Source organism: Thalassobaculum sp. OXR-137 (genome assembly GCF_034377285.1).
Lineage (GTDB): Bacteria > Pseudomonadota > Alphaproteobacteria > Thalassobaculales > Thalassobaculaceae > Thalassobaculum.
This window is the reverse complement of sequence record NZ_CP139715.1, coordinates 1240454-1254927: the sequence shown is the minus strand read 5'-3', so window position 1 is coordinate 1254927 and position 14474 is coordinate 1240454. Positions and strand designations below refer to the sequence as shown.

At 66.0% G+C, this 14474-nt stretch carries 15 protein-coding genes; 11 read left to right on the top strand and 4 right to left on the bottom strand.

All coding sequences use genetic code 11. The annotated features are described in order from the left end of the window. The first annotated feature begins 202 nt into the window (after positions 1 to 202). The 8 genes from tldD to T8K17_RS05905 all read left to right on the top strand — a co-directional run bounded on the left by tldD (position 203) and on the right by T8K17_RS05905 (position 8391). A complete protein-coding gene (gene tldD, locus T8K17_RS05940) occupies positions 203 to 1633 on the top strand; it encodes a metalloprotease TldD (protein WP_322333582.1) in 1431 nt (476 codons plus the stop codon). A 244-nt stretch (positions 1634 to 1877) separates the two neighbouring features. Beyond that, on the top strand, positions 1878 to 2201 hold the full coding sequence (locus tag T8K17_RS05935; protein WP_322333581.1) for a hypothetical protein: 324 nt from the start codon (positions 1878 to 1880) through the stop codon (positions 2199 to 2201). A gap of 26 nt (positions 2202 to 2227) precedes the next feature. Further along, positions 2228 to 3685, top strand: coding sequence for a methyl-accepting chemotaxis protein (locus T8K17_RS05930; protein ID WP_322333580.1), 1458 nt, complete (start codon positions 2228 to 2230; stop codon positions 3683 to 3685). A gap of 74 nt (positions 3686 to 3759) precedes the next feature. Next, positions 3760 to 4785: an NAD(+) diphosphatase gene (gene nudC, locus T8K17_RS05925; protein ID WP_322333579.1), complete on the top strand. Its 1026-nt coding sequence runs from the start codon at positions 3760 to 3762 to the stop codon at positions 4783 to 4785. Between the two features lie 165 nt (positions 4786 to 4950). Then, a complete protein-coding gene (locus T8K17_RS05920) occupies positions 4951 to 6114 on the top strand; it encodes a hypothetical protein (RefSeq protein WP_322333578.1) in 1164 nt (387 codons plus the stop codon). 77 nt (positions 6115 to 6191) lie between these two features. Then, positions 6192 to 7142 (top strand): 4-hydroxybenzoate octaprenyltransferase, encoded by a 951-nt coding sequence (ubiA, locus tag T8K17_RS05915; protein ID WP_322333577.1) that lies wholly within the window; start codon positions 6192 to 6194, stop codon positions 7140 to 7142. A 5-nt stretch (positions 7143 to 7147) separates the two neighbouring features. Next, entirely contained in the window at positions 7148 to 7822 is a 675-nt protein-coding gene (locus T8K17_RS05910; RefSeq protein WP_322333576.1) for a methyltransferase, read from the top strand. A gap of 125 nt (positions 7823 to 7947) precedes the next feature. Next, positions 7948 to 8391, top strand: coding sequence for a cyclic nucleotide-binding domain-containing protein (locus tag T8K17_RS05905; RefSeq protein WP_322333575.1), 444 nt, complete (start codon positions 7948 to 7950; stop codon positions 8389 to 8391). A 36-nt stretch (positions 8392 to 8427) separates the two neighbouring features. Here the strand turns inward: T8K17_RS05905 and T8K17_RS05900 are convergent, their stop codons facing one another. Continuing rightward, positions 8428 to 9141, bottom strand: a complete 714-nt coding sequence (locus T8K17_RS05900; RefSeq protein ID WP_322333574.1) for a hypothetical protein — start codon at positions 9139 to 9141, stop codon at positions 8428 to 8430. 88 nt (positions 9142 to 9229) lie between these two features. Here T8K17_RS05900 and T8K17_RS05895 point away from each other — a divergent pair, with 88 nt between their 5' ends. Genes T8K17_RS05895 through T8K17_RS05885 form a run of 3 tightly spaced genes read left to right on the top strand, consistent with a single transcriptional unit; the run spans position 9230 to position 11498 of the window. After that, positions 9230 to 10111 (top strand): alpha/beta hydrolase, encoded by an 882-nt coding sequence (locus tag T8K17_RS05895; protein ID WP_322333573.1) that lies wholly within the window; start codon positions 9230 to 9232, stop codon positions 10109 to 10111. Positions 10112 to 10115: 4 nt separating this feature from the next. After that, the gene (locus T8K17_RS05890) at positions 10116 to 10805 is read left to right on the top strand and encodes a hypothetical protein (protein ID WP_322333572.1); all 690 of its coding nucleotides are present in this window, start codon (positions 10116 to 10118) and stop codon (positions 10803 to 10805) included. Positions 10806 to 10838: 33 nt separating this feature from the next. Beyond that, entirely contained in the window at positions 10839 to 11498 is a 660-nt protein-coding gene (locus tag T8K17_RS05885) for a c-type cytochrome (protein ID WP_322333571.1), read from the top strand. 142 nt (positions 11499 to 11640) lie between these two features. On the opposite strand, the gene T8K17_RS05880 is transcribed toward T8K17_RS05885, so the two are convergent. The 3 genes from T8K17_RS05880 to fabA all read right to left on the bottom strand — a co-directional run bounded on the left by T8K17_RS05880 (position 11641) and on the right by fabA (position 14321). After that, a complete protein-coding gene (locus tag T8K17_RS05880; RefSeq protein WP_322333570.1) occupies positions 11641 to 12468 on the bottom strand; it encodes an enoyl-ACP reductase in 828 nt (275 codons plus the stop codon). A 90-nt stretch (positions 12469 to 12558) separates the two neighbouring features. Next, complete coding sequence (gene fabB / locus T8K17_RS05875; RefSeq protein WP_322333569.1) at positions 12559 to 13782, bottom strand: beta-ketoacyl-ACP synthase I; 1224 nt, start codon at positions 13780 to 13782, stop codon at positions 12559 to 12561. A gap of 11 nt (positions 13783 to 13793) precedes the next feature. Then, positions 13794 to 14321 (bottom strand): bifunctional 3-hydroxydecanoyl-ACP dehydratase/trans-2-decenoyl-ACP isomerase, encoded by a 528-nt coding sequence (gene fabA / locus T8K17_RS05870; RefSeq protein WP_322333568.1) that lies wholly within the window; start codon positions 14319 to 14321, stop codon positions 13794 to 13796. Positions 14322 to 14474: the final 153 nt, after the last annotated feature.

Genomic DNA, 14474 nt, shown 5'->3' with positions numbered 1-14474 from the left:
ACAAGCGCGGGGGACGCGGCATTCGGTCGCGTAAACCCGTCGCTGCCGCCGCGCCCCGACGACCGGCATCCCGGATCCCAGGGGAACAACCAGCGGCACAAACGGCGGGTTCGGCGGCGACCGCCTCGACTTCCGTGGGCGGCGCGCCTATGTGAAGCTGATCGACCGACTGATGTCCACCCTATCGCGACGGAGCCGCCCCGTGTCCAATCTGGCCCTCACTGACGAGCTTTTCTTCGACCGAGCCGGCCTGGACAAGGGCCGCACGGAAGCCATCGTCGACGACGCCCTGAACGGCGCCGACGACGGCGAGCTGTTCCTGGAATACAGCCAGAGCGAAAGCCTGGCCTTCGATGACGGCCGCCTGAAGACGGCGAGTTTCGACACCACCCAGGGCTTCGGCCTGCGCGCCATCGCCGGCGAGGCCCGCGGCTTCGCCCATGCCGCCGACCTGTCCGAGGACGCGATCCGGCGCGCCGCCGACACCGTGCGCGCCGTCCATGCCGGCCATAACGGCAAGATGGACCTCGGCCCCAAGGGCACCAACAGCGCGCTCTACACCGCCGAGAACCCGCTACAGGGCTTCACCACCGAGGCGAAGATCGGCGTGCTGAAGGAGATCGACGCCTATGCCCGGGCGAAGGATCCGCGGGTGCGGCAGGTTTCCGCCACCCTGATCGGCTCCTGGCAGGCGGTGCAGATCCTGCGCGCCGGCGGCCAGCGCGTCGCCGATGTCCGCCCCCTGGTCCGCCTGAACGTCCAGGTCGTGGTCGGCGACGGCGACAAGATGGAGGCCGGCTATTACGGCTGCGGCGCCCGGGTCACCTTCGACCGCTACGTCGATCCCGAGACCTGGCAGCACGCGACGGACGAAGCGTTGCGCATCGCCCTGGTCAACCTCGGCGCGGTGGACGCCCCGGCCGGCGAGATGGAAGTGGTGCTCGGCCCGGGATGGCCCGGCGTCATGCTGCACGAGGCCGTCGGCCACGGCCTGGAGGGCGACTTCAACCGCAAGCTCACATCGACCTATTCCGGCATGATCGGCCAGCAGGTCGCCGCCAAGGGCGTCACCGTCATCGATGACGGCACCCTGCCCGACCGGCGCGGCTCGATCACCGTCGACGACGAGGGCACCCCGTCGAGCCGCAACGTGCTGATCGAGGACGGCATCCTGGTGGGCTACATGCAGGACCGCCAGAACGCCCGCCTGATGGGGGTTTCGCCGACCGGCAACGGCCGGCGCCAGTCCCATGCCCACCATCCGATGCCGCGCATGACCAACACCTACATGGCCGCCGGCACCGCCGATCCGGAGGAGATCCTGAAGTCGGTGAAGCGCGGACTCTATGCCGTGAACTTCGCCGGCGGGTCGGTGGACATCACCTCGGGCAAGTTCGTGTTCTCCATGAACGAGGCCTATCTGGTGGAGAACGGCAAGATCGGCCCGGCGGTGAAGGGTGCGACCCTGATCGGCAACGGCCCCGACGCCATGGGCAAGATCACCATGATCGGCAACGACATGAAGCTCGACGACGGCGTCGGCACCTGCGGCAAGGACGGCCAGGGCGTGCCCGTGGGCGTCGGCCAGCCGACCCTGAAGATGACCATCGCCGTCGGCGGCACCGCCGCCTGACCCGTGCCCGGCGGCCGGGTCAGCCCGGCCGCCGGACGCCTTTGCCGGTCCAAGACCTGCCGTTATCCAAGTCTCCGATCCAAGTCCTTGATCCAAGGCCTCGTCCGAATCGTAGGACGTTTGCTGGTTTACCTTAACGGCCCTTTAAATATTGGGGTGTAAGGGTACGTCGCTGTCGCTCGTCAGAGCGGGCGGCGACTTCCGACCGACGCAGACGATCCTGACCATCCGATCGGACCCGATCTTGCTGAATTTCCTCCCAGCCGCCATCGCCGGCATCGCCATGCTGGCCGTCGCCCTGTTCGGGCTGCTCGCGCCGGCGGGCGAGCGCGACGCCCGCGTGGCCGCGATCTTCCCGCCGTGGTGGACCGCCCAGGACGTGATGGCGAGCCTCTCCGGCAGCGACACCGAGATCCTGCGCGACGGCATCGCCCCCACGGTCCTGCTGCTCGCCAGCCCGACGCCCGGCCTGCCGGCGCGTCTGCGCGCCGCCGGCGCCCTCCTCGTCATCGACCCCCAGGCCGCCGCCGGCTGCCTCGGCCTGTCTTCCTCGACCGCCCGCGGTTGATCCGCCGCCAAAACCGGGAATCTGCCATGTCCGACATTCTGAGCATTCGCCGCCGCGCCACCTTCGCGCTTTCGATGTTCATTCTCGCCCATGTGCCGGTGGTCGGCGCGACCGCCTTCCTGCTGGGGCGCGAGGCGCTCTGGCCGACCCTGGCGACCGCCGTCGCCGCCGCCATCGTGGTCGCCATGGCCCGGCTGCAGCCGGACGCGCCGGCCACGCGCTATCTGATCGCGGCGGTGATGATGGGGATCGTGTCGATGATGGTCGCCCTGTTCTGGGGCAATTCCTGGCAGATCGACATGCACATGTACTACTTCGCCGCACTGGCGATCCTGGCGCCGATGGTCTGCACGGTGTCGATCCTGGTGGCGGCGGTGGTCGTCGCGGTGCATCACCTGACGCTCAGCTTCCTGCTGCCGGCCGCCGTCTTCCCCGACGACGCCTCGCTCGGCCGCGTGATCCTGCACGCCGTCATCGTGGTGTTGGAGGCGGGCGCCCTGCTCTGGGTCACCCACAGCATCCAGCGCGCCTTCGACGCATCGGCACGCGCGCTGAAGGAGGTCGAGCTGGCCCAGGCTGAACAGACCCGCATGGCCGACGAGGCGCGCGAGCGCGACCGCCAGGCCGCCACCGAGAAGGCGGCGGCGCTGATCTCGCTGTCGGATTCCCTGCAACAGACGGTCGGGGGCATCGCCGATACGGTCGCCGCCGCCTCGGAAGAGCTGAGCCGGACCGCCACCAGCCTGACCGAGACGACCAGTCGGGTCGGCGATCACGCCGGCCTCGTCGCCCGCGACGCGACCGAGAACCAGAGCCGCGCCCAGGCGGCGGCCGACGCCCTGGACCGTGTCTCCCAGTCGATCGCCCGGATCACCGAGCAGGTGAGCCTGTCCAGCCGGATCACCGGCGAGGCGGTGCAGCGCGCCGCCGATACCGACCGGACCGTCGCCGGCCTGGCCCAGGCCACCGACCGCATCGGCGAGGTGCTGACCCTGATCCAGGACATCGCCGAGCAGACCAACCTGCTGGCCCTGAACGCCACCATCGAGGCGGCCCGCGCCGGGGACGCCGGCAAGGGCTTCGCGGTGGTCGCCTCGGAAGTGAAGAACCTGGCCGGGCAGACGGCCAAGGCGACGGAGACCATCGCCGGCGAGATCTCCTCGATCCAGGCCGAATCCCGGGGCGCGGTCGACGCGATCCGCGGCATCGGCGAGACCGTCGGCCGGATCGACGAGGTCGCCCGCACCATCGCCGACGCCATCGGCGAGCAGGAAGCCACCGCCCGCGAACTCGGCGACGAGGTGGAAGCCATGTCCCTGAGCGCCAGCCAGGCCGCCAGCGGCGTCACCGAGATGGCGGACCAGGCCCGCGACGGCAGCAAGGCCGCCACGGACGTGCTGAACGCCAGCCAGGATCTCGCCGTCAACGCCGACAGCCTGCAGCGCGCGATCACCGACTTCTGCACCCGGGTCCGGGCCGGGTAGGGGCGTGCCGGCCGGGCCCTGACCCGATCAGGGCCCGTTGCCTCCCTCCTCCAGGCGTGTACACTCGCGCCGCCATGAACCTACATCCTCCCGGGACGGATGACTCCGTCCCCGCCACCGACCTGATCACCAAGCGCCCGAACGTCTACGGCTTCGGTGGTCTCGACCGTTCAGCCCATATCCGCGAGCGCGAAGGCTGGCTCGACGAGCTGCTGGAGCGGCCCGATACGGTGATCGTGCCGGTCTGGCGCAGCCGATCGCTGGTCGCGCCGGGCGACTTGCCGCGCGCCGGGATGCTGTCGGCGGCGGAGCACAGGGGGCTGATGCGCTTTGCCGACATGACCGCCTTCCTGGGCGAGCGCGACGGGATCGCCCATGTGGCGATCGACCTGTCGCCGCTGGAGGAGACGGACATTCTCAACATCCTGGCCGCCCATGGCGTGTTCCAGGACCTGCGCCAGATCGGCCCGCTGCTGAACCGCTTCGAGGGGTCGGTTCTGGCCTATGCCCGCGGCCTGATGTGGTGGCATCAGCGCCACCGGTTCTGCGGCGTTTGCGGCTCGGAGACCCGGTCGGTGAAGGGTGGCCATCAGCGCAGCTGCACCAACGAGAACTGCCGCGCCCCGCATTTCCCGCGCACCGACCCGGCGGTGATCATGCTGGTGCATGACGGCGACCGCTGCCTGCTCGGCCGCCAGAAGATCTGGCCCGACGGCATGTATTCCACCCTGGCCGGCTTCGTGGAGCCGGGCGAGACCCTGGAGGAGGCGGTGGCCCGCGAGGTCTGGGAGGAGAGCGGAATCCATGTCCGCGACGTGCGGTACCACTCCTCGCAGCCCTGGCCGTTCCCGTCCTCGCTGATGCTGGGCTTCCACGCCGAGGCGAAGTCTTTCGACATCGTGCGCAACGACGACGAGCTGGGCGACGCCCAGTTCTTCACCATCGACCAGCTCGCCGATTTCGAAGCGCTCGGCAAGTTCCTGCCGCGCCGCGACAGCATCGCCCGGCGACTGATCCAGGACTGGGTGGAAAGCGTGCGCCCGGACCTTCTGGACGCGGTCGACAAGGTTCCGAGCGCCTATCCGGTAAGGCCTAGCTGATCTGGCACGAAGACGCTGGCTAATACGAATGCGGAAGTACAATGAAAGAGCGGCACCTGCGTCTATACGTAGACCATTACTGATTGCATTTTACGATTGTGTCGATAAATTAAGTTTTATATAATTTACTTTCTACGCCATTAGCTTTTTAAAATAGGTAAAACCATGACGCGCAAGGTTGAACAGTCATTTTCAGCGGGATGCGTATTTTTTTCAGTGAAGAACTCGAATTTATTTAAGCTATCTAAAAATAAACAAATTGAAGAATCAATAAATTTTATCATTGAAGATCTTCGCAAAATCCCCAACATAACTAATATATCTTGTGAAGATATAGATTCAATTCGCTCACATCCGGATAGCGTCGATTGGTTAGAAATTCCTGATAGAATTTTAGTATCTGATATCCCATTTCCGAGATTTTCATCGGGAGTATTAAGATTTGAGATATTTTTATCTTCAGAACTTCAAGAGAAATTTTCCCTTAATTGGAAAGAAGTAAAATCAACAGATTTTATAGTTACGATATATTTTAATTTTGAACACCCTGTCTGTATTTTGAGACCAAAAATCCCACATATAGAACCAGATATTTCTGGAGCCGTAACTACTTTATGGCACTTCCTTCGTGATAGCTTTAATTCTAACGAATTCAATTGTGATTTCCATATAGTTGGCCCAACGCCATTTCATTGTGATTTTTTCATTTCAAAAATTGAAGATGATTCAAAAATAGAAGAGAATTCTCTTCCATCCATGAAAATGGTAACTCAACCTGGCTATAATGATTGCTTTTTTGAATTTAGTGATACGGATTTTGATTTAGATCAGATTCAAAGTTTTGTATTTCGTTACGTAGTTAGATCACTAGGACCATTCTACTTCACCGTTCACTCCACCAACCAAATATATGATATTAGAGACTCAATCACAGAGATACTAGAAGTTATTGAAGAAAATACAAAAGGTGACATAAAGAAAATAAAATCGCTGAAATCATACCATGAAGGGTTTAAATCTATTCCATTCTATTTTGTTGATATTGAAAATATATTTGTCGAAGTTGAAGCAAAATTGCTCGATCAAAATAAACTTTTATCGAGCCATGTATTTGGCAACACGCTACTCGAATATGCCAACCTTGAAATCAAATCCGCCGATATGGGTTTCGTTGAACGTTACAAAAAGCTTTATCAATTTATTTCTGACGAACTTCGCCACTCTGAGTCTACGAGCGCCATAATTACGGCGGCCCTTCTCGGAGTTATTGTCGGAGGAACCATAACCATGCTAACTACTATTTTGTCAATATATTACACAAAAACATAGAAATTCTTGAACAGAATAAAGATACTTATCAATAGAAACGCTTTTAATACTCGCCTAAATTCTCTATGACTTTCCCCATGAGCGGCAGCACTCCCGACCGGAACGTCAGCGGCGCGAGCGACATCCCCCAGGGCAACTGGGTGGACCGCTGGCTGCCCGCGTCCTGGCGGCCCTATGCCCGGCTGGCGCGGCTCGACCGGCCGATCGGCACCTGGTTGCTGTACCTGCCCTGCCTGTGGGGGCTCGGCCTCGGCTGGCAGGCGCTGGGCGCACCGACCGCCACCGGACCCGCCCTGGAGATGCTGCGGCTCGTCGTCCTGTTCACGGTCGGCGCGCTGGTCATGCGCGGCGCCGGCTGCACGGTGAACGACCTGTGGGACCGCAAGATCGACACCAAGATCGCCCGGACCGCCACCCGCCCGCTCGCCAGCGGCGCCGTCACGCCCTTCGCCGCCCTGGTCTTCCTCGCCGCCCAGCTTGCCGTCGGCCTCGCCATCCTGCTGCAGCTCAACACCACCTCCTGGGCGATCGGCGCGTCGGTGCTGGTCCTGGTGTTCCTGTACCCGGCGGCCAAGCGGGTCACCGACTGGCCCCAGGCGGTGCTCGGCCTGACCTTCAACTGGGGCGCCCTGCTCGGCTATGCGGCGGTGACCGAGACCATCGCCATGCCCGCGATCCTGGCCTATGCCGCCGGGTTCTTCTGGACGCTCGGCTACGACACGATCTACGCCCATCAGGACAAGGAGGACGACGCCATCGTCGGCGTGCGCTCCTCCGCCCTCGCCCTGGGCGACAGGACCAAGCCGGCCCTGGCCGTGTTCTACGCCCTCACCATCGGGCTGCTGGCGGCCAGCTTCTGGACCGCCGGCCTGGGCCCGCTGGCCTATGCCGGGCTGGCGCTGGCCGGCCTGAACTTCGCCCGGCAGCTCTGGGTCACCGATCTCGACGACCCACAGGACTGCCTGCGCACCTTCTGGGCGAACCGCGACGCCGGCCTGCTGGTCGCGCTTGCCATCGTGCTCGGCTAGACCGGATGGGCGATCCGCTCGCGTTCGTCCGACAGAACACACTTCTGAAGCCGCCCAGCCTCGTCCCCGAACTGAAGCTGCACCTGGCCGACAAGGCCGTGCCGCTGTGGGAGCTGACCGAGGAGGAGCTGGCGGAGAAGGACCTGCCGCCGCCCTACTGGGCCTTTGCCTGGGCCGGCGGGCAGGCGCTTGCGCGCTACATCATCGACCATCCGGACGTGGCCGCCGGCAAGCGGGTGCTGGACTTCGCCTCGGGCAGCGGCCTCGTCGGCGTCGCCGCGCTGTGGGTCTCGGCCGCCCATGTGGTGGCCAACGACATCGACGCCTTCGCCATCGCCGCGATCACCCTCAACGCCGAGGCCAACGGCGTGGCCGGGGGGCTGGAGACGGTGAGCCGCGACATGCTGGACGAGCCGGTTCTGGCCGACGACGGGGGGCCGCTGTTCGATCTCGTGCTGGCCGGGGACGTCTGCTACGAGTTGCCCATGTCGAACCGCACCATCGGCTGGCTGCGCCGCCACGCCGCCGCCGGGGCGACCGTGCTGATGGGCGATCCGGGCCGCAGCTACCTGCCGGAGAGCGGCCTCACCAAGCTCGCCGAATACATGGTCCCGACCCCGCGCGACCTGGAGGACAGCGACATCCGCCGCACCATCGTGTGGCGGGTCGAGCCGGCCTGACCGGCTCACCGCCCCGTCACGCAACGGTGACAGGCCGGGCGCCGATCGTGCATTTCCCGGTGTCCCGATATCCGTATCTTTCCTGAGAGGCCCGCCGACGGACCGCACGGGCCGGGAGAAAGCGGATGCGCAAGGCCAAGATACTGGATCGCCGGGTCTACCGGCCGGGCCAGACCCTGTTCCACGAGGGCGACCAGGCCTGGGCCGCCTTCCTGATCGAAAGCGGCGAGGTGGAGATCCTGCGCAGCGCCGGCCAGCGCCACGAGGTGCTCCTGGCCACCGTGGGGCCCGGCGAACTGATCGGCGAGATGGGGCTGATCGACAATTCTCCGCGGAGCGCCACCGCCCGCGCGCTCGGCATGACGGTCGTCCAGGTGATCACCGAGCAGAATTTCAGCCGATTGCTGACCAACGCGGAGCCCGGTCTGGTCGCCCTGCTCAAGGTGCTGCTGCGCCGGTTGCGCGTTGCGAACGAGACGGTCAGCGCGCAGTCCTGCCTGGTCGCGGAGACCCGGCTGCTGGCCGACCGGTTCGAGGACGAGGAACCCCTGCGTCCGGTCGTGAACTGACGAGACGGCCTGGCGGTCGATCGCATACTCCAGGCGTCACCCGCGGGGTCGGATCGCCCCCGCCGCCAGCCGCTCGGTCAGGCGGGTGCGCCGCAGCAGCCCGGTCGGCCCGATATGCCCGTGCAGCCAGCGCTCGAAATCCGACGGGCTCCCGGCCTCCCGATGCAGCCGTTCCAGCACCGCGCGCTGGGTCATCGCCGGGCTGCGACGGCGGGACGCCGGGACCGCGGCGAGCGGCACCATCGCGCCGTCGAAGCTGAGGCAGCCGCGCAGGGCGTTGTAGACCAGGGCCCGCTCCGGCGCCGGGCCGTCGGCGGCGACGATCTCCAGCACCTGCTCCTCGCGGGCATAGTTCACCCCGACCGCCTCGGTGGCGTCCATCCGGTGCATGGTCGGCGCGTCGAGCCAGGTGATCCACAGCTCCACCTCAGTCCCGGGCGACGGCGCCAGGGTCGCCGGCACCGCGCCATAGCCCGCCATATGGGCGGCATGGACCACGTCCAGATGGCGGGCGACCAGGCGGGTGACCGGGATCGCCGTCTCCATCCGCTCGAACTTTCGGGCGAGCTGCACCGGCGCGCGGTTGGAGCCGACGGCGATCACCGGGGTCAGGCGGGCGATGTCGAGATCGGCGGGCAGCGGCTCGGCCTTCCCGCCGCGGAACAGGTAGGGTCCGGGATGGGCCGCGTAGGGATAGTCCATCGCCCGGGCGAGCGCCGCCTGCCGCCCGCTGCTCCGGTCCTGCGCCATTTCACCCTCCCCGTCTGCCGACATTCGCGTACTGGAACCCTCCGCCCAGACGTAGCATGGTTAGTTCCGGAATTGAGGGGAGAGTGGCATGTTCGAAGGGTTCAGCACCGACCGGATCACGGTGGACGAGACGGAGTTCCATGTCCGGGTCGGCGGATCCGGGCCGCCGGTGCTGCTGCTGCACGGCTTCCCCCAGACCCATGTCGCCTTCCACCGGATCGCCCCGCTGCTGGCCGACCGGTTCACCCTGGTGATCCCGGACACCCCCGGCTACGGCGCCTCGCGCGGGCCGGCGCCGAGCCCGGAGATCTTCTCCAAGCGCAGCCTGGCCAAGCTCTGCGCCGGACTGATGACGGCGCTCGGCCACGACAGCTTCCATCTGTCGGGCCATGACCGGGGCGGGCGGATCGGCTACCGCCTAGCGCTGGACATGCCGCAGATGGTCCGCAGCTTCGTTCCGCTCGACATCGTGCCGACCCTGGAGAACTGGCGGCGCATGGACTGGCGCTCGGCGCTCGGCAGCTATCATTGGCTGCTGCTGGCCCAGGACGATCCGTTCCTGCGGCAGATGGTGGGATCCGACGGTCCCGGCTATGTCCGCCACCTGATCGACCGCTGGGCCGGCCATCGCGACCGGCTCGACGATGCGGCGGTCGAGGCATATTGCGACGCCTACCGGGACCCGGCGGTGGTCGATGCCATGTTCGCGGACTATCAGGCCGGGGCGACGGTGGACATCGCCCTGGACGAAGCCTCCCTGGAAGCAGGCTACCGGATTGCCTGTCCGACCCGGCTGATCTGGGGGACACGCTATCTGAAGGAAAAGGACGAGCGGCATCTGGACGTCTGGCGCCGCTGGGCCGACGATGTGGACGCCATCGGCTTGGATTGCGGACACTTCCTCGTGGAGGAGGAGCCCGCCGACTGCGCCGAGGCGATGGCCGACCTGTTCACCCGCGCGGAGTCCTGACCCGATGCTCGAAGATCCTCCCATCCTCACCGTCCGTCGCAAGTTCCCGCGCCCGAGCGAGGCCCAGCTCCGCCGCTTCCGCGGCGCCTACACCGCCCAGGTCGTAGACGCCATGGAAGGGCGGGGCGCCATGGACCCCGCGATCAAGCCGCAGATCGCCCCCGGCGTGTCGCTCGCCGCGCCGGTGCTCACGGCCTTCGCCCATCCGGCCGACAACCTGGCGCTGGCCGCCTGCCTGGACGTGCTGGAGCAGGGCGACATCATCGTCTGCACCACCGACGGCTACCGCCAGACCGCCCTGACCGGGGACCTGCTGTGCGGCATGCTGCGCAACGCCGGCGCCATCGCCGTGGTCACCGACGGGGCGATCCGCGATCAGGACGGGGTCGAAGGCATGGGCCTGCCGGTCTGGCATGCCGGCGTCTCCCCGAACTCGCCCGCCCGGGTCGGTCCCGGGACCGTGGGTCTCGACATCATCTGCGGCGGCGTGGCCGTCTCGTCCGGCGACCTCGTGGTGGCCGACCGAGACGGCGTGGTCATCGTGCCCCATGCGCGCATCGACGCGGTCGCCGACAGGCTCGACCAGGTCCGTGCCGGCGAGGCGGAGATGGAAGCCAAGGTGCGCGCCGGACTTGCCCGGCCGAGCTGGCTGGACGATGTTTTCGGCACGCCCAAGGTGCGTGAGGTAGACTGACCCGCACCGCAAGACAGGAGGCCGGCCCCGCCCATGCGCGATCCGAAAACCGCCCGCCAGGAGCGTCGGGCCCGCTTCGAGCAGCGGCTGCGCGGGCGTATCCCCAAGACCCCGGCCCGGACCCTCGACCCGGCCCGCCGGCTCGGCCGGCTGGCCGAAGAGGCGGATGAGGCCCCCGACCAGGCGCCGCCCGGGCTGATCGGGCGGGTCGCGAACCGGCTCGGGGCGAAGGGCCGCTTCCTTGCCGCCGCCATCGTGATCGGCGGGCTGATCACCGCCGCCGATTTGTACTGGGAGCGCTACACCAACGAGCACGCGGTCGCCGCGGACCACACCAACGCGGCGCTGGTCGGCCTCGGCCACACGCTCTACGACCAGCATTGCGCCTTCTGCCACGGCGCCGATCTGGCCGGAAAACCGGGATGGGACGGGGAGTACCCGGACGGTGGCCGGCCGCCGCTGCCGTTGGACGGGACGTCGCCGATCTGGCGCCTGACCGACCGCGACCTGTTCGACGTGACAAAATACGGGGGCCAGCCGTTCTCGCCGGCGAGCTACCGCAACGCCATGCCGGCCTTCGACTCCGAGCTGGCGGATGCGGATATCTGGGCGATCCTGGCCTTCATCAAGTCCCGCTGGCCGGAAGAGGCGCGAACCCGCCAGAAGGAAGCCGCCGCGGCACAGGGGTCTTAGCGTATCCTCTCATAGCCTTACTCCCCGGACTTGCCGAGAAGACTCCCGCATACGGAAGGCTGGCCCTCGGCCCGAGACCGGTTCAATCCGGGATGGGGAGATGGCAAGGCTTGAGAGAAGGAAGCGAGGAGAGCGCGGCCGCTCAGCCCTCGCCCTTGTTGCCCTCGCGGCGGCTCGGATGCGGGATGGCGACGGAGTGGAAGCCGCCATCCACATGCACCACCTCGCCGGTCACGCCGGAGGACAGGTGCGACAGCAGGTACATGCCGGTGCGGCCGACCTCCTCCAGCGCGGCATTGCGGCCGAGCGGAGCGGCGTTCTCCGAGAAGCGGAAGGTGTAGCGCGCATCGGCGATCGCCGAGCCCGCCAGGGTCCGCATCGGGCCGGCCGACAGGGCGTTGACCCGGATCCCGTCCGGCCCCAGATCGGCGGCCAGATAGCGCACGCTCGCCTCCAGCGCCGCCTTGGCCACGCCCATGACATTGTAGTTCGGCGTGCTGCGCTCGGCCCCGAGATAGGACAGGGTCAGCAGGCTGCCGCCCGGGTTCATCAGCGGTGCCAGACGCTGGGCCATCGCGGTGAACGAGTAGCAGGACACGTCCATCGTGTTGATGAAATTGGCCCGGCTCGTGTCGTAATACTTGCCCTTCAGCTCGGCCTTGTCGGAATAGGCGACCGCATGCAGGGCGAAGTCGAGCTTACCCCACTTGGCCTCGATCTGCGCCGCCACGGCGTCGAGCGAGGCATGGTCCGTCACATCGCACTGCAGGACGATATCGGCACCCACCGACTCCGCCAGCGGCTTCACCCGCCGCTCGATGCTCTCGTTCTGATAGGTGAAGGCGAGCTCCGCACCGTGCTCTGCGAGCGCGGCCGCGATCCCCCAGGCGATCGAGCGGTCATTGGCCACGCCGATGATGAGCCCGCGCTTGCCGGCCATGATCGGCTGGGGGGAGGGCGAATCTGACATCGGGCTCCTGTTCCTGAAATGCCCCGGCGGCTTGCCGGGATCACGGAATTTGCGTGGGCAGCGTTGTTAGGACTCGCGCCGCCCGGTTGCTCAGACGTCCGCCCGCCGGAAGGCGAGGACGGCGTTGGTTCCGCCGAAGCCGAAACTGTTCGACATCGCGACGTTGATCTCCTGGCCCAGCATCGGCTCGCGCACGATCGGCATGGCCTCGGCTTCCGGTTCCATCGACTCGATGTTGATCGAGGGGGCGATGAAGCCGCCCTGCATCATCAGCAGGGTATAGATCGCCTCGTGCACGCCGGTCGCGCCCTGGCTGTGCCCGGTCATCGACTTGGTCGAACTGATGTAGGGGATCTTGTTCTGGCCGCGGAACACCTCGGCGATCGAGGTCAGCTCGACCATGTCGCCGACCGGCGTCGAGGTGCCGTGGGTGTTGATGTAGTCGACCGGGTCATGGACATCCGCCAGCGCCAGCTGCATGGCGCGCAGCCCGCCCTCGCCGGACGGAGCGACCATGTCGGCGCCGTCGGACGTCGCCCCGTAGCCGACCACCTCGCCGTAGATCTTGGCGCCGCGGGCCTTGGCATGCTCGAGCTCCTCGAGCACCACCACGCCGCCGCCGCCGGCGATCACGAAGCCGTCGCGGCTGGTGTCGTAGGGGCGCGAGGCCTTCTCCGGCGTCTCGTTGTACTTGGAGGACAGTGCGCCCATGGCGTCGAACAGGACGGACAGGGTCCAGTGCAGCTCCTCGCCGCCGCCGGCGAAGACGATGTCCTGCTTGCCGTACTGGATCATCTCGACGCCGTTGCCGATGCAATGGGAGCTGGTCGAGCAGGCCGAGCTGATGGAGTAGCTCAGTCCCTTGATCTTGTAGATGGTCGACAGGTTGGCCGAGTTGGTCGAGGACATCACCCGCGGCACCATATAGGGGCCGACGCGCTTCGGGCTCTTCTCCCGCGCGGTGTCGAACGCCTGCATCATGTTGCGGGTCGACGGGCCGCCGGACCCCATGATCAGGCCGGTGCGCGGATTGGAGATGTCGGACGTCTCCAGGCCGCTGTCGGCGATCGCCTCTTCCATGGCGAGATAGTTGTACGCAGCCCCGTCGCCCATGAAGCGCAGCAGCTTGCGGTCGATCCGGTCCTCGAGGTTGAGCTTCAGCGAGCCGTGCACATGGCTGCGGAAACCCATTTCCTTATACTCGGGAGCAAAGGTGATGCCCGAGCGGCCGGTCTTCAGTGATTCGGTCACCTCGGCCTTGTCGTTGCCAATCGGGGAAACGACACCGACACCGGTGACGACGACGCGTCGCATTTTATTCTCCGTCAGGCCAGGGCCGCCGCCGGATTGGCGAACAGACCCACGCGAATGTCCTTGGCTTCGAACACCCGTTCACCGTCGCAATCCACCCATCCGTCGGCGATGCCGAGGAACAGCTTGCGGCTGATAACGCGTTTGATGTCCAAATGATAGCGAACCTTGGTCGCCGACGGCAGAATCTGGCCGCTGAACTTCACCTCGCCGACCGACAGGGCGCGCCCGGAACCCGGACCGCCGAGCCAGCCCAGCGTGAAGCCGAGAAGCTGCCACAGGGCGTCCATGCCCAGGCAGCCCGGCATGACCGGGTCGCCCTCGAAATGACAGGGGAAGAACCAGAGGTCCGGTTTGATGTCGAGCTCGGCCTCGACCTCACCCTTGCCGTTGGCGCCTCCGGACTCGGAGATGTGGGTGATGCGGTCGAACATGAGCATCGGCGGCAGCGGCAGCTGCGCGTTACCGGGACCGAACAGGCGCCCGTGGGCGCATTCAAGCAGATCCTTATAGGAAAAGCTGCTCCGCTTCTTGAAATCCAATGCCGGCCTCGCCGTCCGTGGGTCCGTCAAACCACCGGGAACACGCTCCCCGCATTCCCGGCGCGATTGAACCGCGACCTCCCGCCGGGCCCAACCGGCGCTCAGCAAACCACATCGCACCCACGCTTGCAAAGGGCATGGATTGCCAATTCT